21 protein-coding genes are annotated in these 21,599 nt (G+C 39.3%); 8 read left to right on the top strand and 13 right to left on the bottom strand.

The genetic code is table 11. The features are described 5' to 3' along the window. Positions 1 to 197: 197 nt before the first annotated feature. The 5 genes from AWN68_RS03480 to AWN68_RS03500 all read right to left on the bottom strand — a co-directional run bounded on the left by AWN68_RS03480 (position 198) and on the right by AWN68_RS03500 (position 5,429). On the bottom strand, positions 198 to 1,751 hold the full coding sequence (locus tag AWN68_RS03480) for an HNH endonuclease (RefSeq protein ID WP_084362753.1): 1,554 nt from the start codon (positions 1,749 to 1,751) through the stop codon (positions 198 to 200). A 121-nt stretch (positions 1,752 to 1,872) separates the two neighbouring features. After that, the gene (xerA, locus tag AWN68_RS03485) at positions 1,873 to 2,937 is read right to left on the bottom strand and encodes a site-specific tyrosine recombinase/integron integrase (protein ID WP_221405696.1); all 1,065 of its coding nucleotides are present in this window, start codon (positions 2,935 to 2,937) and stop codon (positions 1,873 to 1,875) included. A gap of 216 nt (positions 2,938 to 3,153) precedes the next feature. Next, positions 3,154 to 4,182 (bottom strand): 23S rRNA (adenine(1618)-N(6))-methyltransferase RlmF, encoded by a 1,029-nt coding sequence (rlmF, locus tag AWN68_RS03490; RefSeq protein ID WP_068412198.1) that lies wholly within the window; start codon positions 4,180 to 4,182, stop codon positions 3,154 to 3,156. A 130-nt stretch (positions 4,183 to 4,312) separates the two neighbouring features. Then, complete coding sequence (locus tag AWN68_RS03495) at positions 4,313 to 5,044, bottom strand: energy transducer TonB (RefSeq protein WP_068411517.1); 732 nt, start codon at positions 5,042 to 5,044, stop codon at positions 4,313 to 4,315. A gap of 61 nt (positions 5,045 to 5,105) precedes the next feature. Then, a complete protein-coding gene (locus AWN68_RS03500; RefSeq protein ID WP_068411519.1) occupies positions 5,106 to 5,429 on the bottom strand; it encodes a tetratricopeptide repeat protein in 324 nt (107 codons plus the stop codon). A 178-nt stretch (positions 5,430 to 5,607) separates the two neighbouring features. Between AWN68_RS03500 and AWN68_RS03505 the strand changes: the two genes are divergently transcribed. The 5 genes from AWN68_RS03505 to AWN68_RS03525 all read left to right on the top strand — a co-directional run bounded on the left by AWN68_RS03505 (position 5,608) and on the right by AWN68_RS03525 (position 10,492). Continuing rightward, a complete protein-coding gene (locus AWN68_RS03505; protein WP_068412204.1) occupies positions 5,608 to 6,345 on the top strand; it encodes an electron transfer flavoprotein subunit beta/FixA family protein in 738 nt (245 codons plus the stop codon). Between the two features lie 19 nt (positions 6,346 to 6,364). Beyond that, positions 6,365 to 7,318 (top strand): electron transfer flavoprotein subunit alpha/FixB family protein, encoded by a 954-nt coding sequence (locus AWN68_RS03510; protein WP_068411522.1) that lies wholly within the window; start codon positions 6,365 to 6,367, stop codon positions 7,316 to 7,318. Between the two features lie 12 nt (positions 7,319 to 7,330). Further along, positions 7,331 to 7,918: a bifunctional nuclease family protein gene (locus AWN68_RS03515; RefSeq protein ID WP_068411525.1), complete on the top strand. Its 588-nt coding sequence runs from the start codon at positions 7,331 to 7,333 to the stop codon at positions 7,916 to 7,918. A gap of 168 nt (positions 7,919 to 8,086) precedes the next feature. Then, complete coding sequence (locus tag AWN68_RS03520) at positions 8,087 to 9,400, top strand: NupC/NupG family nucleoside CNT transporter (RefSeq protein ID WP_068411527.1); 1,314 nt, start codon at positions 8,087 to 8,089, stop codon at positions 9,398 to 9,400. Between the two features lie 15 nt (positions 9,401 to 9,415). Beyond that, entirely contained in the window at positions 9,416 to 10,492 is a 1,077-nt protein-coding gene (locus tag AWN68_RS03525) for an anhydro-N-acetylmuramic acid kinase (protein WP_068411530.1), read from the top strand. 5 nt (positions 10,493 to 10,497) lie between these two features. On the opposite strand, the gene AWN68_RS03530 is transcribed toward AWN68_RS03525, so the two are convergent. Continuing rightward, positions 10,498 to 11,634 (bottom strand): lycopene cyclase family protein, encoded by a 1,137-nt coding sequence (locus AWN68_RS03530; protein WP_068411533.1) that lies wholly within the window; start codon positions 11,632 to 11,634, stop codon positions 10,498 to 10,500. A gap of 150 nt (positions 11,635 to 11,784) precedes the next feature. Here AWN68_RS03530 and AWN68_RS03535 point away from each other — a divergent pair, with 150 nt between their 5' ends. After that, positions 11,785 to 12,615 (top strand): hypothetical protein, encoded by an 831-nt coding sequence (locus tag AWN68_RS03535; protein WP_157716062.1) that lies wholly within the window; start codon positions 11,785 to 11,787, stop codon positions 12,613 to 12,615. 15 nt (positions 12,616 to 12,630) lie between these two features. Here AWN68_RS03535 and ygiD read toward each other — a convergent pair whose 3' ends face one another. The 6 genes from ygiD to AWN68_RS03565 all read right to left on the bottom strand — a co-directional run bounded on the left by ygiD (position 12,631) and on the right by AWN68_RS03565 (position 18,057). Further along, positions 12,631 to 13,461: a 4,5-DOPA-extradiol-dioxygenase gene (ygiD, locus tag AWN68_RS03540; RefSeq protein WP_068412205.1), complete on the bottom strand. Its 831-nt coding sequence runs from the start codon at positions 13,459 to 13,461 to the stop codon at positions 12,631 to 12,633. Between the two features lie 66 nt (positions 13,462 to 13,527). Then, positions 13,528 to 13,968, bottom strand: coding sequence for a GNAT family N-acetyltransferase (locus AWN68_RS03545; protein ID WP_068411539.1), 441 nt, complete (start codon positions 13,966 to 13,968; stop codon positions 13,528 to 13,530). 5 nt (positions 13,969 to 13,973) lie between these two features. Then, a complete protein-coding gene (gene nadE, locus AWN68_RS03550; RefSeq protein ID WP_068411542.1) occupies positions 13,974 to 15,809 on the bottom strand; it encodes an NAD(+) synthase in 1,836 nt (611 codons plus the stop codon). Next, positions 15,810 to 16,541: a ribonuclease III gene (gene rnc, locus AWN68_RS03555; RefSeq protein ID WP_089082096.1), complete on the bottom strand. Its 732-nt coding sequence runs from the start codon at positions 16,539 to 16,541 to the stop codon at positions 15,810 to 15,812. A 2-nt stretch (positions 16,542 to 16,543) separates the two neighbouring features. Further along, positions 16,544 to 17,794: a beta-ketoacyl-ACP synthase II gene (gene fabF / locus AWN68_RS03560; RefSeq protein ID WP_068411548.1), complete on the bottom strand. Its 1,251-nt coding sequence runs from the start codon at positions 17,792 to 17,794 to the stop codon at positions 16,544 to 16,546. Positions 17,795 to 17,817: 23 nt separating this feature from the next. Continuing rightward, complete coding sequence (locus AWN68_RS03565) at positions 17,818 to 18,057, bottom strand: acyl carrier protein (protein WP_053223003.1); 240 nt, start codon at positions 18,055 to 18,057, stop codon at positions 17,818 to 17,820. A gap of 51 nt (positions 18,058 to 18,108) precedes the next feature. On the opposite strand from AWN68_RS03565, the gene AWN68_RS03570 reads away from it, so the two are divergent. Both AWN68_RS03570 and pyk read left to right on the top strand, forming a co-directional pair. After that, positions 18,109 to 18,606, top strand: coding sequence for an IPExxxVDY family protein (locus tag AWN68_RS03570; protein ID WP_157716063.1), 498 nt, complete (start codon positions 18,109 to 18,111; stop codon positions 18,604 to 18,606). 1 nt (position 18,607) lies between these two features. After that, on the top strand, positions 18,608 to 20,044 hold the full coding sequence (gene pyk / locus AWN68_RS03575; RefSeq protein ID WP_068411554.1) for a pyruvate kinase: 1,437 nt from the start codon (positions 18,608 to 18,610) through the stop codon (positions 20,042 to 20,044). Here the strand turns inward: pyk and AWN68_RS03580 are convergent. Next, positions 20,041 to 21,564 (bottom strand): NFACT RNA binding domain-containing protein, encoded by a 1,524-nt coding sequence (locus tag AWN68_RS03580; protein WP_068411557.1) that lies wholly within the window; start codon positions 21,562 to 21,564, stop codon positions 20,041 to 20,043. The two genes, pyk and AWN68_RS03580, sit on opposite strands and share 4 nt — an antisense overlap. Positions 21,565 to 21,599: the final 35 nt, after the last annotated feature.

A 21,599-nucleotide genomic window follows, 5' to 3' on the forward strand; every position in this document is an offset into this window, starting at 1 on the left:
TCGTTTTAATGTGTTACAACGCCTGTATAAAGTTAGTTAGGCGATAGGTAAAGATAATGGTTGCAGTTTACTAATAAGCAAAAACTGCTTTGCAGTTTTGTATTTTTTCAGACATTACGAAATCTGCAAACAGATTTTGCGGAGTTTCAAAAGAAAGCTAAAATATCGTAACCTACTGACGCCTAATTAATTTTATACTATGTTGTAAGCTGGCCTTTTTTATTATAAGCTTTATTCGAATTAATAATTAATTGGTTTCTAAACCAAAAGTCATTTGTATTTGAAATGCTATTTTGAAATGGTACATATTTTCCGATGATTTCTACCTTATCGTTAGTATTAACCTTAAATTCTAAAAAATCGCCTTTATTTAAGACTTTGTTTTCAAAAACTACAATTTCATTAATCAGCACTTTGTCTAAGTATGTGATTTCGTCTTCAAGTTCACGTATAATAACATGAGTTACTTTGGGAGGTATTGTAAAATAGTCCTTTCCTGATTTATTAGAAGATGCTACAAGTAACTCTCTGGAATACCTCTGTAAACCATCATTTGTTTTGTAGAACAAATGTGGACAAGATCCACATTGCCAATAACTATTAATAGAGTATAAATTATTAAAATCAAGCTTATGAATTTCAACTTCATATTCGCCTTCATTGTCATTATAAATTATACTTAATGGGTTTATTTTACCTCCTATATTTTTAATATTATCGGTGTTAATATTTATTGGGTTTAAAACTTTAGAAAAGTCTTCTCCTCTTTCTCCATTTGTATGTTCTAAGCAGATACTTTCTCTGTCAATATCAAATGCATTAGTTACGGTTGAAAGCGGTATAAGCAACATTTCCATTGGAAGAACATTAAAGTTAGGAAGTTTGTGATTTTGCTTATCGGTTTTTAATAATTGCAACTTGATTGGTTTCCTTGAAACGTTTGTAATACCTAAAAAGACAAAGCTCAAAGGGGCAATTTCCAAATATTCAATATAAGCACTACTTGAATTTCCATCTCCGCAACCATCTTCATTTGGACGTAAAAGAGCTGTGCAGATATCTCTTGCTTCAAATCCTGAGTTACTAAGTAATGTAACAAATGAGTTAGGAAATTTCGCTTGCAATAATTCTTCCCAAGTAACTTCTCTCGTTGCTTCGTAATAGGGATAGTCTTCAGCTCCTTTATTAACTATTGAGTAATTATTATAAGCACTTTTATACTCTTCAAGAGATGAAAACTCTCTCATTTCAACCATTAAGTTCTGCTCTACATTCCATTTAAAATCTTTTTTATGAGTTTTTAAAATGTCTTTCCAATAACTCGATATTTCATTTGAAGCCAAATACGTTTTCGCTCTAAATTTATTTATAGAAGAAAAGTCCTTACTTAATGTCTTTTCCAAGATGCCAAGAGTGTGCAAAATATAATAACTGCTTTGTAAGTGTTCAGAAATGACTAATTTTTCTGGAATTGACTTCTTACTAACTAATTTGTACCAATCGTCCCTTGCATTAGTTAGCTCTGGGATTGAAAATTTTGTGCCTTTTGGGTGTCTTGAATTATAATGTCCTGCATCAGCATGACAATCGAAACAGAGTGGGATTGCATTTTCTAAGCTGTTTGCACCACCATCAGCCTCTTGAACTAAATGGTGTACTTCCATTTTGACTCCTTTATATCTATGACAAGAGCAGCAATGTCTGGCAGAAAGTCTCAATGCTTCTTGTTTAACTTTTGGTGGAAAACTCATGGTTTTTTTGCTTGCTTACAACGTTATATAACGTGCACTTTTATGCACGATATATTTCCAATAGTTTATAAAAAGTTCACGTTAGCGATTAACATATGCAATGCTAACGTGCATTCCCAATTTACATATTCAGTTCTATCTTATCTAAAGGTGACTGTATTTTTTCCCACCCTTTATGAGTTATATGTGTATAAATTTCGGTGGTTTGGCTTGAATTGTGTCCAAGCAATATTTGAATGTAGCGGATGTCTACTCCACTCTCTAAAAGATGAGTAGCAAAGCTATGTCGCAAGGAGTGTAAAGTTACCTTCTTAGTGATTTTTGCATTTTTAATAGCATTTGAAAATACTCTTCTCAAGCTTGATGTAGTATAAATACCACCATTTTGTCCTTCAAACAAATATTCCTTTGGCCTATATTTCTTGAAGTATTCACGAAGCACATCTAGCGCTTTCTGAGATAAAATACTCACCCTGTCTTTTTTGCCTTTTCCACCTCTCACATATACACGCATTTTTTCGCTATCAATATCATTGATTTTTAGATTAATCAATTCTCCAGCTCTCAGGCCTGAACTATAGACCATTAAAAGCATGGCTTTATGTTTAAGGTTAGTTACTGTTTTTAGCAAAGCAATTACTTCTTTCTCTGTAAGTACTTTTGGTAATTTGAATTCTTGGATTGGCCTATCGATTTGATAATAACCCTTTTCTCGCCCCAATACTTTCTCGAAATAGAACTTGATTGCATTGATATATTGGTTTTGTGTGCTGGTTGCTACCTTTTTTGTTTTTACTAAATAGGTTTGAAATTTGGCAACATGCTCATCCCTCAATGTTTCTGGGCTAACTTGGGGGAAGTGACTTAAAAATTGTTCAAAAAGAGAAATATATGTGCTGATTGTATTGGGGCTATACCTCTTGCGCTCAAGCTGCTCTAGGTACTCTTTGGGGACTTTAATACTTTTATTTTGAATTGTGTGGTTAGAACCGAGTTCATCTTCAATGTCGAATTCTAGTTTGATTTTAGCTTCAGTAGCCGAGGAATGTTTAAATAGCCAAAGTCTTAGTTTTGGATCCCAACGACCGTTCAGCTTTTTAGCTTTATCAATAAGTGATTGATCATATGGAATTGCTAAACCAACAAATTGTTCACCCTTGGTTAATATGGCTTCTAACTTCAGCAATTCTTAGTGTTTTATATTCAAGATAGAAAAAAAAGCATCTTACCCCCAAACCTCAACACAAAACCCGCTCCTTCATAATTGTAGGACTGCTGTTGAATTCTTAAATTATAAACCGTTAAAACGGTACTGAGCGTGCAGCCCAAAAACAAAGCCCACGGTTTTAACCGTGGGCTTTGTTTTTGGCATCTCATACATAATGGTTTTAACCATTTACATCTACTCTGATGCTTTAGTAGACCCTTCCTTTTCCTTCCATCTCGTGTTTTTCCACTCTTTTTGCTGAGCAGGGTTGAGGAAAGTCCATGCTACAATGCGGCTGCTTTTGTTGCCTTGCCCCATAGGAATGGTTTTTACTTCAACTGCTTCTGCTTTTTCCAAAGATTCTAGAATTACAGCAAGGTTCGAAGACTTTGAAACCAAGCTAGAGAACCAAAAACATGAATCTGCAAAGTTTTTGCTTTCGCGAATCATGGTTTGAATAAACTTGCGTTCTCCGCCATCGCACCAAAGTTCTTTGCTTCTTCCGCCAAAGTTTAAAACTGGGTCGGCTACTTTTTTCTTGGCAAGGTTATTCACCTTTCGCGAAGCACTTTCTTGGGCTTCATCTGGAGAACGGTGGAAGGGAGGGTTGCATATCGTAAGGTCAACGCGGTCTTCTTTTCTCAAAATGCCGTAGAAAATATCCTTTGGTTCGGGCTGTCTTCTTAATTCTATTTTCCCCACCAAGTTGGGGTTCTGATCTATAATGGCTTGTGCCGATTTGATCGAAACCGAATCAATGTCAGTACCGATAAAAGACCAGTCATATTCTTGCGTGCCAATGATCGGGTAAACGCAATTGGCGCCAACACCCACGTCAATGCAAGTCACTTTCTCGCCAGTCGGTATTTTTCCATAGTTGCTCGCGCAAAGTACATCGGCCATGTGGTGAATGTAATCTGCCCTTCCTGGGATTGGCGGACATAAATAGTCTTCGGGAATATCCCAGAATTCTAATTTATAATGATGCTTTAATAAAGCCGTATTCAGTGTTTTTACCGCTGCTGGGTTGGCGAAATCAATAGACTCATCCCCATACTTATTGGGCTGAACAAAGGCGCCTAATTCAGGGGTTCCTTTAACAAGCTGAGGTAAGTCATACCTGCCTTTGTGCTTATTTCTAGGGTGAATCTTTGGCTTGGCTGCCGGAGCACTGTCTTTACTCGATTTTTTACTGGGTGCTTTCCTTTCTCTTCTTTCGGACATGTCCATCTGGGTTTATCAAAGGCAAAGGTACGCTTCAAAATCGAAAAGCACCTATTTTGAGGTAAATGGAGAATAATATGTGCATTTTGCCTCAAAGCGAATTGCACGATTTCTGTATTACTTAGTAATGTTAACCAAGCTTAAAGACAATCTTTAAATCCATATAGGAGTTGACAGCCTTGTCCTCTTTTATTCCAGGGTTCCAATCCTCGGGAATTTGAGCCACTCGCAGGGCTTCTCTGGCTAAATACATATTGAATCCACTGTTTTGAACTTCCACTTTAGCCACCTTGCCACTACTTAGAATAGTTAATCTAAGCTTTATTTCTCCTTGTGCTCCACTTCTGCGGGCTTCTACTGGATACTTTAAATTTTGCATTAGGTGTTTGTTCCATCCATCTTCTCCTGTTTTATAACTTGGATGGGTGTCAAGGTCATCCATTTCATAAATTCTGATGTCAGGCGATAAAATACTTTCCTTGCTAATCAAAATGCCTTCCATGTCATAGATGTCGATAAAAGTATGACCATTTCTAAGGTCTTCAGAGGTCCATTTATCTACCTTAACATTCTTTTTATACATTCCTGTGGTCTGAATCGAATCGGTAAGATCTAGAGAGTAATAATCACCCTCTTTTTTCTTCTTAACAAGGTTTAGTCGCTCTAGTAGTGTACCGTCTTTCAGATACCTATGGATAGAACTGTTTTTTTCAATAGTAGATGTTACATTATATCGAAATATTGATGCATCATTTTTATCAACGACCTTATCTTTTTGGTTATAATAGACAGTATCAACTTCTTGAGAAAATGCACTGAAACAAAGGAGAAGAGAGAGTAAACTGAGTGTAGCTCGAAACATTTGAAAGGCTTTAAATTTTCGTTCTAAATGTAATAGCCTAATCAAATTATTCAAAGTTTTTTTACTCCATTTCGAATAATAAATTTTGGTGTGCAGCACTCAGCTCACGAAGCGCTTTTGAGTTTTGTTGTTTTTGAGCCAACTCAATCCCTTGAACGTAAATGCTTAATGCCTTTTCATCTTCCATTAAGTCGATGTACACTTGTGCTGCATGGTAATAAGTGGGGAGGTAGTCAGGGAATTCTGAAAGCAGCTTGTCAAAATATTCTTTGGCTTTTTCGGGGGATCCCGTTAAATATTCGTTGGCCAAGGCGTACCAGTTAAAAGGGTCGTTGGGTTCTTCCGCTGCAAACTTTTTTAACATGCTCAATCTCTGTTCGTTCATCGTTTACATTGATTTTTATTTACTTCATTATTGACTATCTTCGGGGCAAATTTAAGGTTTAAGCCTTCTTTTTATATCGTTTTCCTCAAATAAAGGTCTTTTTAACCTAAAGTTGAACACAAGGCCAAATGAGGGGTTTATTATAGAAATTCATTATACAAAAAATCATAAAGCAAGCATGAATATACTCGTTTGTATCACCCACGTACCTGATACTACTTCGCGCATCGCTTTCACAGAAAACAATACCAAATTCGATAAGAATGGTGTGCAATTTATCATCGGCCCATACGATGATTACGCACTGGCCAGAGCGGTAGAGTTGAAGGAAGCCAATGGAGGTAAAGTAACCGTTTTAAATGTTGGAAAAGCTGAAACTGAACCAACTTTGAGAAAAGCATTGGCCATTGGAGCCGATGAAGCCATTAGAGTAAATGCATTCCCTTCTGATTCTTATTTTGTTGCCAAGCAAATTGCTGATGTAGCAAAACAAGGTGAATATGATTTGATTTTGATGGGCCGTGAGTCGATCGACTTTAACGGTGGCATGGTACACGGTATGGTTGGCGAATTACTTGGATTGCCTTCATTCTCGCCAGTAATGGTGTTGGAAGTAGAAGGAAATTCTGCCAAAATTACTCGTGAAATCGAAGGAGGAAAAGAAAAGTTAGAAGTGAATTTACCGTTCGTTGCAGGTTGTCAAGAGCCTATCGCTGAATGGAAAATCCCTAACATGAGAGGTATTATGTCAGCCAGAACTAAGCCATTGAATGTAGTAGAGCCTACTGACAATACAAAACTTACTGAGATTGCTCAATACGAATTACCAGCGCCAAAAGGAGCGGTAAAAATGATTGATGCAGACAATGTGGAAGAGTTGGTGAACCTACTCAAGAACGAAGCGAAAGTAATTTAAATCTCCAAAAGCACAGAACATGTCAGTTTTAGTATTTATAGAAACAGAAGACGGAAAGATTAAGAAATCCTCAAGAGAGGCCATTTCATATGGAGCTGCGATTGGGGAAGTAACAGCCATTACTTTAGGTTCGGTATCGAATGAAGAATTGGCTTCAGCAGGAGCTAACGGTGCCACTAAGGTATTGCATGCCGCTGATGAAAAGCTTAATGCTGGTTTGATTATGCCTTATGCAGAAGTGATTTCGAAAGCATTTGAAAGCACGGGTGCCGAAGTATTGGTTACGGCTAAATCATCTTTAGCAGATGCTGTAGTAGGTAGAATTTCAGTGAAACTGGGAGCTGCTTTAGCTTCGAATGTATCGGAATTACCAAAAACAGATAGCGGTTTTGTAGTGAAGCAAAGCATTTACACAGGTAAGGCTTTTGTAAATACTACTTTAACTACCGACAAGAAAATATTGGCCATCAAGAAAAATGCTATTGAGCTAAAAACAGACGGAGCTGCAGCTTCAGTTGAGGCTTTTGATGTGGCGCTAGATGATGCATTATTCGGTGCAAAAATCACTTCTTCCGAAAAAGCAGAGGGTGATGTGTTGTTACCTGAAGCAGATATTGTAGTATCTGGTGGTCGAGGATTAAAAGGTCCTGAAAACTGGGGTATTATTGAAGACTTGGCGAAAACGCTTGGCGCAGCTACAGGCTGTTCAAAACCAGTTTCGGATATGGATTGGAGACCTCACCATGAGCACGTTGGTCAAACAGGTGTAAAAGTGAGCCCTTCATTGTATATCGCGGTAGGTATTTCTGGCGCTATTCAGCATTTGGCTGGGGTTAACTCTTCGAAATTCATTGTTGTAATCAACAAAGACGAAGAAGCACCATTTTTCAAAGCTGCTGATTACGGTATTGTTGGTGATGCTTTTGAAGTTTTACCTAAGTTGAACGAAGCCCTTAAAAAAGCTTTAGCCTAGTTTTCTGCCATTTTGAAAAAAATAAAAATCGAAATCCTGGGTCTTTCCTCCAGTCAGTCGCAAACTTCTGGCTCTTTTGCACTTGTGCTTGGTGAAGTGGAAGGCGAAAGAAGATTGCCCATTATTATCGGGATGTTCGAAGCCCAAGCGATTGCCTTGGAAATTGAAAAGATTGTTCCTAACCGCCCAATGACGCATGACCTATTTAAATCATTTGCGAATGGCTTTGGGTTTACTGTGAAACATATCATCATTTCCGACTTAAAGGAAGGCGTCTTTTTTGCAAAGATCGTTTGTACCGATGGCGATAAAACCATCGATATTGATGCAAGACCCTCTGATGCCATTGCCATTGGAATTCGATTCGATGTTCCTTTCTATACTTACGAAACCGTGCTTTCCGAAGCTGGAATCATTTTAACCGATGAGGAAGAGGTTGCGGAGGACATGGAGGAAATGTCTGTAACGGAAAAACCAAAAGGAGATCGATTGCAAGATTATTCTCTTGACAAGCTTCAGCAAATGCTGGATGAGGCCTTGGGTAATGAAGATTACGAAAAGGCGGCCAAGATCAGGGATGAAATGAACAAAAGAAGCTAGAAAAAATATTTAAAGCCTTTCTGAATTAAATCGGAAGGGCTTTATTGTGTTTAATAAGTTCTGTTAACTTTAACGGGTTGATCTTTAGAGGATTTCTTTAGAGATCGCAATGGAGTGGTTTTATAAGTCACTTTTTAATATTGAAAATTCACATGTGATCAGTTAACCATGGCCATTGTAAGAGGAATAATTGGATTGATAGTACTTATAGGGATTGCCTATTTGCTGTCGAGTAAAAGGAAAAAGGTTGATTGGAGATTAGTAGGGGTGGGTGTAATCATACAGTTGGTGATTGCGCTACTGATTTCAGAAGTAGGCTTTATTCAGTTGGCTTTCGATAAAGTGAGTCAGGCTTTTGTAACCTTCTTGGGTTTCTCACTTAATGGTGCTGAATTCCTCTATGGTGACTTGGCTAAAAATAGTAGTGCAGTGGAAGGCGTAAACCACAGCCTTGGTTTTCTATTTATTTTTCAAGCTTTACCTACTGTAATCTTCTTTTCTGCGGTTACGGCAGGTCTTTATTACTTGGGAATCCTTCAGAAAATAGTTTATGGTTTTGCATGGATCATGGCGAAAACAATGCGTTTGTCAGGGGCCGAATCAATGTCTGCTGCAGGAAACATATTTTTAGGCCAAACCGAAGCACCACTATTGGTGAAGCCCTTTATTGGTAAAATGACCAATTCCGAATTACTATGCCTTATGACAGGTGGGATGGCCACTATTGCTGGTTCAGTGCTAGGGGCTTATGTGTCCTTTTTAGGAGGTGGAGATCCCGTCCAACAAGCCAAGTTTGCTACTTATCTTTTGAGTGCTTCCATTATGAATGCCCCCGCGGCCATCGTAATGTCTAAAATATTCTTACCAGAGTTAGAGCCCGAAAAAATTGATTCACGACTGAACGTGAACAAGGATCAGATTGGTGTTAATGTTATTGATGCATTGGCTGGTGGCGCATCGGATGGAATGAAATTGGCGATGAACATAGCTGCCATGCTATTGGCTTTTATTGCTGTAATTTATTCAATCAACTGGATTCTAGTTGACGGAATTGGTGCTTGGACAGGCTTGAACTCTTATGTAATCTCTAGCACCAACGGTGTATTCAGTGGCTTTAGCCTTGAATATATATTGGGGCAGGTGTTTAGGGTGTTCGCCTTTATTATGGGCGTGGAATGGTCTGAAACCTTACAAGTTGGAAGTTTAATTGGTCAGAAAACGGTAATCAATGAGTTTGTGGCTTATTTGAGCCTGGCCGATATGAAAGCCGCTGGTGCTCTCAGTGAAAAATCTATTGTTATTGCGACCTATGCGCTGTGTGGTTTTGCAAACTTCTCTTCCATTGCAATTCAAATTGGAGGTATTGGAGGTTTAGCTCCGAATCGTCAAGGAGACTTATCGAGACTAGGAATTAAGGCACTAATGGCTGCTACACTGGCCACCATGATGACCGCGACAATCGCGGGCGCACTGTTTGGTTAATATTCAAATACTCAGATGAAAGAAACCTACCATGTTTTAGGTTTAATGTCGGGGACCTCTTTGGATGGACTTGACATGGCTTATTGCTCTTTTTGGAAAGAGAATGGCCAATGGGGCTTCTCATTGAACAAAGCCACTTGTATAGAATACAATCCTGAATTTCAAGAAAAACTTAAGCGCGCTATTGAACTTTCTGCTCTAGATTTACTATTGCTCAATAATGAATTTGGGCAATGGATGGGAGAGCAGGCTAAGATTTTTATTGATAGGAATCAGCTCGAAGTTGATTTCATCTCCAGCCATGGGCACACTGTTTTTCATCAAATAGATAAAAGGCTCACATACCAGATAGGGGCAGGGCAAGCATTGGCAAATGCTGCTGATCAAAAAGTGATTTGCGACTTCCGTACATTGGATGTTGCGCTTGGAGGTCAAGGAGCTCCTTTGGTGCCCATAGGCGATGGCCTTCTTTTTTCTGATTATGATTTCTGCTTGAATTTGGGTGGCATTTCTAACGCTTCGTTCCGAATAGACGGAATGAGGACAGCTTTCGATATTTCACCAGCGAACATGCTGTTAAGTTATATCTTAAAATCAACGGGGAAGACTTTCGATGATGGGGGTGTAATGGCACGTTCAGGTAAAATAGATCAGCCATTTTTGAATGCGCTAAACGCATTGGCTTTTTATAAAAAACCTTTACCCAAGTCTTTGGGCTATGAATGGTTCAGAGATGAAATGATGCCCTTGATTGATGGCTCGGAGGCAAGTGTTGAAGATCAATTACACACAGCAGTACATCATATCGCTTTTCAGATTAGTGAAAGCCTAAAGTCTAATGCACAGGCAGGAGCCAAGATGCTGGTCACTGGTGGAGGAGCTAAGAATCTATTTCTAGTGGAGATGATTCAGCACTATTTGGGAAGCTCAATTAAGGTTGTAATTCCCGAAACCTCAGTAATCGATTTTAAAGAAGCGATTGTATTTGCTTTTATGGGCGTATTGAGAAGTGAGGGCGAAATCAATTGCCTTAGTTCAGTGACGGGTGCTTCGAAGAGTTCATCTTCAGGGGTGATTTACCATCCTTGGTAAATTGCTTATTTTCCAAAAGTTTTGAAAAATGCTTTGCCAAAAGCTAAAATAGGGGTGGAGGACATAATCTTCATTTCTTCGGCCATATTGGTTTCCTCATCCAAAAATTTAAAGACCGCTTGCGCTCCGTTTTTCTCAAATAAGTCAGAGAATATTTGAGCGCCAGAATGCTCGCCATTCTTCAACACATTTAATAATGTGCTATCATACTTGAGGAACCTCTTTTTCTGATGAGGCAAATCAGCCAATGGATCTTTTTGCTGGGTGAGATTACTTGCCATCTTTTTTAAGATGTGTTGCGATCGCAAAAAGGTATATCCAGTGGAGGGTTTGACAAAACCACCGCTAATGCCAATGTTTATAATTTTCCCATCCTTCGAAGGAAAAGGAAAGTCAGTCATCGGAATCACTCCGAATTCGTCCTCTATAACCTTGTAGTCCTCTATTTTCAGAAAATTGTTGAGATAATCATCCAATCCTTTGTCATACTCTTCGGGTTGAAGGAGTTGTTCGCTAAAGATTGTGTATTCCACCAAAGCCTCATTTGGAGAAAGTGGGAGCACATAACCAAATCGGCAGTCTCCTTTTTGATCGATGCGAAAATCCATGTAGGTCATGGTGTCTGGATCGAAACAAGGCTGTTCTGTTTGTATAAATCGCCCTTTGAAATGCTGAAGAAACTGCACGTGTTTGGACGGAATCTTGAAATCTTTGAGTTCAGTGGTACTGTTGAAAACGAAGCTTCCTTTATAATTCCCCTTAGTGGTATTCACGCTACCATCAGGACTGATTTCAGTAATGTTTTCCGTTAGCCAAGTAAGGTTCTTGAATTTATTTAACTCCAATTTCATGAAATCATAGAATTCCTTACCTTTTATCATTTTGTAAGAATAAGGTTGGAGGTCGAATGTTTTCTTGAAACTAGGACTTGAGAAAGCAGCTTTAGCCCACTGTTTGTGAACTAAATTTTCGAACAGATTGACTTCTTTTTCCCAGAAGCACCAAGTGCGGTCATTTACCGATTTATCGTCTTTATCGATAATAAGTGTGGTTTTTTCACTATTTCCGTATGTCAACAACAAATAAGCTAGGGTCAATCCTGCTGATCCACCTCCTGCTATTATATAATCGAATTGCCTCATCACTATGTAAACTTAAATGATAAAACTAAGTTTTGGTCATTGTGATTGGCTTAAAATGACCGAACAGATTCTTTATTGAAGATTAAATTAAATTGTTAGGTTTGGGGCTTAACAGCACATTAGTAAATCTGGGAAGCCCTTTTGGGACTAATGAATTGTAAACCTATCATATTGTTCTGCTTTTGCAGCGTCCTCTTTTCATGTACAGAGAGGTTAATATGTCCTGCATACCAAACTTCTCTAATCCTAGATAACGATTATCGGCAGCAGCTTTTTTCTCCATTTACAGTTTTTGAAGGCGATACCATTCCAAAAATGCCTTATGGCTTTGTTAAAGGTCGAAGTGACGAATTGGATGAATCTTTTTACGCTGCATCTGAAGGCAAAGGGTTTCGAGTTCAAAAGGGTAGAACCTACTCTATTGAGAAGGAAGGCTTCGAGTACAAGAATCGAAAACGACCCTCTTTTATTGCTAGAATTTGGTCTAGTCCTGAAAGACCCGTTTTAGAAAACCCGTATCTCATAGATAAAATCTTAAGGAAAAGGCCATTCTATAAGCTGGATATAATTGTACCCGAACTGGTGAATATTGGCATACTGGATTCATTAAATACGGAAATAGAGTTTATAAACGATTCTACAGCGCTGGATTCAATAGCACCCAAAAAGGCAAGAACAGAGACCATTTTAACTACTCCTAAAGGGTATAAAGGTTATAATGTAGACCAGGAGAACTACAATAAGAAGTTCGGCCATTTGTTTCCTCAACCACTGCCACCTCCAGATCCGATTGACTCAGGAGCTTATAAAAAGGCGCTTAAAGATTCTATCGCTGCCGATACCGTTTCGGCCAAAAAGAAAGATGTTTTTGGTATGTTCAAGAAAAAGGATAAAGCAGCGAAACCTCCTAAAGAGAAAAAGAAGGACAAAAAGAACAATGAGGAGGCGATAAAAGAGGAAGAAGTGGGTATTGGTAAATGATGATCACCTAAAATCTTAACTGCCTATTTTTACCGAAGTCATTGTCAGAGAACCTGCGATCGACTTGTCGTTGAATAGCGAAACAGGTTCACCTTTATCTTTCAGTGCCAGCGTGTATAGTAAAGGCAGGTAATGTTCAGGCGTAGGAATAGAAAGTTCAAAGGCCCGTCCATTCACTTTATAGTTAATCAGTGAATCGTGGTGTCCATTCAATATAAAATGATTCATCTTCTCTTTGGCCTCTAATGCCCAATCGTGCGCATAGCCAACGGTATTGATTTGGTTCCATGCCACTAAGCGTAAATTATGAATCATGTTCCCACTTCCAATGATCAGCACACCTTTCTGCCTTAGTTGAGATAACTGCTTTGCGAGATCATAGTGGTATTGAGGAGGCTGATTATAATCCAAACTCATTTGAATCACGGGCACATCAGCGTTTGGGTAAAGATGTTTTATCACACTCCAAGCACCATGGTCTAACCCCCAATCATGATCGAGTTCTACGCTTCCAGCTGTAACGATTCGTTTTGTTTCTTCCGCCAGTGCTGGACTTCCGGGGGCTGGATATTGCACTTCGAAAAGTTGTTTAGGAAATCCTCCAAAATCATGAATGGTTTTTGGAGAGTCCATGGCCGTTACAAAAGTGCCTCGGGTTTCCCAGTGGGCTGAAATACAGAGAATGGTATTAGGCTTAGGAATTTCAGTGGCTACTTTTCTAAAGCCTTCCACAAACTCATTTTCCTCAATGGCATTCATTGGATTTCCATGCCCCAAGAAAAGCACAGGCATTTTCTCCGTATTGGGAAATGATGAGGAAATTTTGCTGAGTTCGTTAAGTTTCATTGCCATTCCGAGTTAACATCATTAAAGCTAAATGAATTCACTTAGATCCACCACAATGAATAATGGCTATAATAACTTCATGTGTAAAAGAGGGTATGGCTTACCGGTGCCATCGAGCTCGGAACGGCCAATGATTTTGAAACCCATGTTTTGGTAGAATCTAACGGCTAGTTCATTGTCTTCATTCACATCTACTTTGATACAATGGAGCGCCTTAATTGCGTATTCGGTGAGTGTTTTGCCAATTCCTTTGCCACGAATATTTGGGTGAATAAAGAGCATTTCAATGTTTTGCTCAGCTACTCCAAGAAAACCAACTATGTTTTTATCGCTATCGCGAACGCAGCGTAAATCAACGGCTTTCAAATACTCGTTTAGAATCAATGGTTTGAAATAGGCAATGTCTTCTTCTTTCAGAAAGTGATGTGTAGCTCTTACAGAGGCTTCCCAAACATCAACAATAGCAGGGAATTCGTGTTGCTGTACAAAGTCAACTTTAAACTCCATTTCCCTTATAACTCTTTCAGTTCTTCTACAAAACCCGCTGATAAAATTGGGAATCGACACCAAGTGCGGGGATCAACGTTGAATTCATCTAAATGAAATGCAGGGGCAAGGCGCTCTCTTTTCCATTGGTTTCTACTCCAAAGTTTGTAGAATTTAATGATATGATCTTTTAAGAGATTTTCATCTTCTAGCCCTTTGTTTTTCAGGTTTGCGAAAACCTCTTTTGGCGATTGATGGTCTCGAATAGCCAACTGTTCAATGGCCAGCAAAATAGGATAAGGCATTAAATCATCCTCATCCGTTTGGTGCTGATCTTTTGGTCTCAACTCAGCTGTAGGAGCTAAGCTGTTAATCTTGGCCAGGCCAGTATAGCCCAAGTGTTCTTCTGCATAAGCAAGCCATTTTCTAATGAAGACTTTGTCTACACTTGAAATAGGGGCTAGACTACCGCTGGTGTCTCCATCCATCGTTGCGTAACCCACACTGCCCTCGCTTCGGTTTGAAGTGGTCAGCAGTACTCTATTCTTAATATTGGCCAGCATCCATATAATTGGGCTTCTAGAGCGGGCCTGAATATTCTGAAGGGTAATGTCATCGGTTTCCCAATCCAATTCTCTATTGAGGGCCGTCTCTATGGTCGAAGTGTAATTCTCAACCGCCCTGTCAATTGTCCAATGATAGAAAGTGGCTCCAATTGAATTTGCGAGCTCCTGCGCTGCATTTAATGTGTCGTCTGATGAGTTTGTTGAACCTTGATAGGCAGTCGCGAAAATCTCTCCGACAATTTCTTTTTGGCTCTTTCCTTCTAAATCTAGTCTGTTAATACTTTTCAGGAATGTCGATTGGCCTAAAGTTCCAATCGCTCTTTTCACCATTTCAGCTACCAATACGGCACAAGTAGCAGAATCTGCGCCACCACTTAATGAGAGGGCATAACCATTGCTTCGGCTTTTTCTGAGGTAGTCATATAAGGCCAAACCTGCTGCCTTTGGGAACTCAATTTCTTTTGCATCTATAGGGCTGATGTTTTGGGGTTGGGTATTCCCGTCTGAATTCACATCTGCCCAAATGACTTGATGTGGTTGGAATGAAAGCAATTCGTTCCTCAAAATCAGTTCTCCATTTTGAGCAATCATCATTTCGCCATCATAGATCATTCTGCCGGCCTCGTTACCCAAAAGGTTTGAGTAAACGTAGGTGCACTTAAAGTCTTTCGATGAGTTTTTAACCAAGTCAATTCGCTGCAATGTTTTCTCCATTGCAAAGTGACTAGCGCTTGGGTTCAATATGAGGTTTACTTCCTTTTCACAAAGTCTGTGCGCAGGGCGAATAGTACCTCTCCAAGCGTCTTCACATATTTCGAAACCAATTTTCCAATCTTTAAAATCAAAGGTGAGGTCTCCGATGGGGTAGTTTGCTCCATCAATTTCAATCTCACTCACTTTCCCGATAGGCCAAGGATTGAACCAGCGAGGCTCATAATGTACGCCATCAAGCGCCATATATTGCTTTGCATAAACGCCTAGTATTTTTTGGTCATGAACCACTACAGCACAGTTATACAACCTGTTTTCAAAAAATAAGGGAAGGTTGAAACTGGTGAATAGACCTTTGGTTTCTGCTATGAGTTCAGGTAGGAAGGACTTTGCTTTTTCCGGTAACCATTGGCTTAAGAACAAATCTTCACAGCCATAGGCTGTCACCGATAATTCAGGTAAACATAAAATTTCTATGCCCTCATTTTGAGCCTCGTTTAAAGCCTTTTTGAGTTGAAAAATGTTATTAGTCCAATCGAGAGGGGTCTGGTTTACTGTGGCAGTACCAATACGATAAATTCCCATTTATTCAATTTCAAGTGAAATACAGGCCTCTCGGGCTGCATCTTGCTCTGCTTTCTTTTTGCTTAAACCATGTCCCTTGGCTATTGGTTCGTCATCAATTAAAACTTGAATTACGAATTCCTTAAAGTGGGTTTTTTCTTTGGTTTCCAGTAGGTCAAAGCTAGTGGTTTTCCCGTTCTTCTGCGCCCATTCAATTAGTTTGCTTTTGTAATTTTTCGTGGTACTAATAATCTCCTCAATATCGAAATGAGGAATTAATAGTTTGTTGATGATGAATTTTTGGGAACGCTTAAATCCTTGGTCAATATATACCGCGCCAATCAGGGCCTCTAATGTATTGCCATAAATGGATTTGTGGGAATTAGGTGTTTTTCTCCTAGAATCGAATTGAACAATATGGTCTACGCCAATTTTTCGAGCAAGCAGATTCAAAGAGTCCCTGCTTACAATTCTAGACCTGATTTCTGTAAGGAAGCCTTCGTCTTTATAAGGGTATTTTTTGAAGATATAATTTGCCACCACCAGTCCTAAAACCGCATCTCCAAGGAATTCTAGCCTTTCGTTTGATTCTTTAACCCCCTCTTTTACCGATTTAGCGACAGAGGTATGTTGGGTTGCAATTTTGTAGGGCTTTAAATTAAAAGGCTTACTGCCCACAATTGTTTTAATTGAGGCAATAAGCTTTTTATCTTCTTTTGAAAGGGATTTAAATTGGGTTAACCACAACCTCACTTTCAATCCAGTTTTCTAAATACGACTGATGTATTGTGACCACCAAAGCCAAAAGTATTACTTAAGCAGGCGTTGATCGTTCTTTCCTGAGCTTTATTGAATGTAAAATTCAGCTTAGGATTAAACTGGTCATCATCAGTAAAATGATTGATGGTTGGAGGAACGATTTGATGTTCAATTGATTTTATTGCTGCAATAGCCTCAATAGCTCCAGCAGCTCCTAAAAGGTGACCTGTCATCGACTTTGTAGAGCTAATGTTCAGGTTATATGCGTGCTCACCAAATACTTTTTCAATAGCAATCACTTCGCTCATATCCCCCAAAGGAGTAGAGGTGCCGTGTACATTGATATAATCAATCTCCTCAGGCTGCATTTCAGCGTCTTCAAGCGCATTAATCATAACGCTTGTAGCTCCTAGGCCATCTGGATGTGGGGCGGTGATATGATAGGCATCAGCCGACATTCCGCCACCAACTATTTCTGCATAGATTTTAGCTCCACGCGCTTTCGCATGCTCATATTCTTCAAGAATCAAAGCCCCAGCGCCTTCTCCCAAAACAAAGCCATCTCTGTCTTTGTCAAAAGGTCTCGATGCCGTTTGTGGACTATCATTTCTTTCAGAGAGTGCCTTCATGGAATTAAATCCACCCATCCCCGCTTCGGTCACAGAGGCTTCTGAACCACCAGTGATCATAATTTTAGCTTTACCTAATTTAATATAGGTCATAGCATCAATCATGGCGTTTGTGGCAGAAGCACAGGCTGAAACAGTTACAAAGTTGGGCCCGCGGAAACCATATTTGATTGAAATCATACCCGAAGATATGTCAGCAATCATCTTTGGAATAAAGAAAGGATTGAACCTTGGGGTACCATCACCTTGCGCGAATGACATTACTTCATCCTGAAAGGTTTTAAGTCCTCCAATTCCTGATCCCCAAATTACTCCAGCCTTGGATAGGTCAATAGACGCTAAGTCCAAGCCTGAATGTTCAAAAGCTTCAGTAGCCGCAATCATAGCGAACTGTGTAAAGAGGTCCATCTTACGTACCTCCTTCCTGTCGAAATAATTCAAAGGATCGTAATCCTTCACTTCACAGGCAAACTGAGTTTTGAATTTTTCTGGATTGAAACGGGTGATAGGCCCAGCACCACTTACACCTTTAATAAGATTAGCCCAATAAGTATCGAGATTGTTTCCTAAAGGTGTTAGTGCGCCAAGGCCTGTTACTACAACTCGCTTTAATTGCATATAAGAGTAGTAAGTAAAAATTATTAATTGCTAACGTTAGCTTCCAGGTAAGAGATGGCATCACCTACGGTGCCAATGTTCTCTGCTTGATCATCTGGAATTGAAATGTTGAATTCTTTCTCGAACTCCATGATTAACTCAACAGTGTCAAGTGAATCTGCTCCAAGATCATTAGTGAAGCTTGCTTCGGGAGTCACCTCTGATTCTTCTACTCCTAGTTTATCAATGATGATATCCTTTACTTTTGATGCAATGTCCGACATTTTGGAAAATTTTAGTTAAAACGTGTTGCAAAGAAATGCAAATTAACAATAATGTCAAACATATTTTTTAATCTTGTCGTTGGTTACTTGAGTATACAGAAACCCGTTTTTTTCGCATTTATGGCAAAAAATAAGCTCGAAATTTCTTATGAGATTGATTTTGAACTGGTAGCAATTAATGCTAGCGTCAAGGAATACAAGCTGGCTTGGATGCTGAACAAAAGCCTAGCGTGGAACTTAGTGAAAAGGGAGAATATTGAGCTAGATTTTACGGGCAATAAGGCCTTGCTGATTTCTAACTATTTATATGAGACTGAATACCAGACTTTCAGATTAATTCGTAACAGAGCGGTCGATGGAGAGGAGCAATTCAATGCGTTTATTATTCCTGAGTTAAAGAATTTCGACTATTTTATTATGTTAGAGAACGAATCTGTGGGTTTTGACCTAAACGCTTTCATTTCAAAAATCAAAGAAATACCTTTCGTTCAATTCGCAGTGTTGATGGATGCTGCAGCCTTAAAGTCTAAGGATAATTTAATATTTTAATATGGGTTATAATAAGAATATCAATAAAGCTAAAATTGTGGCTACGGTTGGTCCTGCAAGTGATTCTAAAGAGATGCTTAAGGAACTGATTTATGCTGGGGTGAACGTTTTCCGCTTAAATTTTTCGCATGGGGATCATGCAAATAAGTCTCTAATTATAGAGAGAATAAGAGAACTTAATAATGAACTTGGTACCTATTGCTCTATACTTCAGGATTTGCAAGGGCCAAAAATAAGAGTTGGTGAGATTGAAGGTGGCGAAGTATTAATTACACCAGGCCAGGAGATAGTGATTACCACCGAACAAATGGTGGGTAATAGTAAAAAGGTATCTACTGTATACGAAGGTCTGTCGACAGATGTGAGTGTTGGTGACATGATTTTGATTGATGATGGGAACCTAGAGCTTACAGTCAAGTCAATTAAAGGGGCTGATGTAACCTGTGTGGTTAAATACGGAGGATTACTTAAATCGAAAAAGGGGATCAATCTCCCTTTTACTAAGGTTTCTGCTCCCTCGCTTACGCCAAAAGACATTGAAGACCTCGCTTTCGGTTTAGCGAATAACGTGGATTGGATTGCTTTATCATTTGTGCGTCATGCAGATGATATTCGTGATTTAAGAGCAAGAATTAAGGCGGAAGGAAAAGACTGCAGAATTATTGCTAAAATTGAAAAGCCTGAGGCGCTTCAAAACATAGATGAAATTATTGCTGAATCTGATGCGCTGATGGTGGCACGTGGAGATTTGGGAGTCGAAATCGTGATGGAGGAAGTGCCGATCGCTCAAAAGATGATTGTTGAGAAGTGTAACTTGGCCGCTAAGCCAGTAATTATTGCTACCCAGATGATGGAGAGCATGATTTATAACCCTAGGCCAACTAGGGCAGAAACCAATGATGTAGCGAACGCTGTGTTGGACGGAGCAGATGCCCTGATGCTTTCTGCTGAAACAGCTGCAGGTAAATATCCCGTTGAGACTATTAAGAGTATGGCAAAGACAATTGCCTCAGTTGAATCTTCAGCTCAACGAATTTATAGTAATTTTTATGAGCCTTTAGAGTCTAGCGACACTTACATGAATGACAATATTATGTTGTCCGCTTGTCGTTTGGCTGAAAGAATTAACGCTACCGCAGTATTGGGCAATACAGTGTCGGGCTATACAGCATTTAAGCTGGCTTCACATAGACCAAAAGGGAATATTTTTATCTTCACACCCGAAAGAAGCTTGCTAACCAAACTGGCTTTGGTTTGGGGGGTGAGGGCGTATTTCTATGATAGTGAAGAGTCTACAGATCAAACCTTTAAAGACCATGAAAACATTCTGAAGGCGAATGGTCATTTACAAAAAGGAGATGTGTTTATCACTACGGCAAGTATGCCAATTAGGGAAAGAGGTAGGACGAATATGTTAAAACTCAATGTAGCGGACTAAGGTTCTGTTTGAGGCCCTTGTGAAGGGACCATCAGTACCTTTTCTTGAGCTACAAATACCTGACCAGGTGCAGCCCCTTTCTTCTTGCGAACATATTTTGCAGGCGTATAAATAACCGGTACCAAAGTATCGGTTTTTCTTTTTGAATAGTAGGCGGCAAAACCTGCAGCCCTTTCGATTACAGAAATTGGAATGATTTTTCCCGACTGGTGCTTGATCAAGACATGGGATCCTGGTACATCCTTTGCATGCAGCCAGAGATCTTCTTTGTAAGCATGTTTCAATGTAAGTTCATCATTCGATTTGGCATTTTTCCCCACCCAAACCTGGTATCCCTGGACTGTAAATGTTTTATAGGGGAGATGAACTTCTTGACTACTCTGGCTTGATTCAAAACCGCTATTCTTAATAAGTGCCCTTAATTCTTTGAGTTTTCCAACTTGCTCAATTAAGTCTTTTTGACCTTGAAGCGTGTCTAGTTGCTCCTCTTTGTTTAAAATGTTTTCAGTAAGTTTTTCAACCTCTATCTTTCTGTTCTTTGACTTTCGATAATAGTTCTCCGCATTTTTCTGGGGAGAAAGTGACTTATTCAATTTGATGTCAATATTTTCTTCGGTGTAGAAGTTGAACAGACTAACCGTTGTCACTCCCGTAGGGATGGTATGTAGGTTGGCCATAATTATATCTGCAATGTGATTGGGAGCGGTTGCTGTTTCAAGTTTTGCTAATTGACTTTCTGTTTTAGTAATGTAATTCTTGGCTTGGCTTATTTTTTTATTAAACAGTTGTAGCGCATTACTCTTTTCCTTCTCGAAGGAATATTCAGTATGGAAAATATGGTAAAAACGATTTAACGCATGGATAGGGTCTTCCGATAGCGTCTCCCTTATATCTCCGTATTCAATTAAGCTGAGCGTAGGAATACCATTTAATTTCGTGATGAAAAAAGGGTTGCTCTCTAGTTTTTCCGTTAACCCTACTAACACCGCCCATTGCTCTTTAGTAACTAGCTCATTGAAACGGTTAGCTAGCAGGTATCCTTTGATTACTTTCCCAAAAGTGGGGTAGAACTTATAAGGGTCTGGGTCAGTTAAGTACAGGGCTTCAGAGCGGGTGATAGGTCTTTCTAAAGAGGAGGGAGCTATAGTTTTGTCTGCTACTAGCTTCTTTTTGAAGAGTTGAGTATTTTGACCTTTTGGAAGGAGGGCAATGTTGGACCGGTTGCCGTGCATCTTAAAGAGAAGCACTGCTCCATTTTTAAAAGCAATATGAAATGCTCTTTCGTTTTCATATTGATGGACCGATCGTACTCGACTATGAATTAGGAAAGGGAAGATGTCCGCACTGTTTCGTTTACTTCGAGCAAAGTTTTCTGGGAATGATAACGCAGTAAAATCACTTTGCAGCGTAGCCCTGATAAAGAAACTGTTATTGTCTTTTAATAGAAAAGCTAGAATCAGCTCATCTTTCTCCTGACTGAAAGACTCTAACAGTTCCGAACCTTGAAGTATTGAGTCCAAGGATTTTGAAAGCCGCTTTAATACATAAAAATTAA

Source organism: Roseivirga echinicomitans (assembly GCF_001592935.1).
Lineage (GTDB): Bacteria > Bacteroidota > Bacteroidia > Cytophagales > Cyclobacteriaceae > Roseivirga > Roseivirga echinicomitans.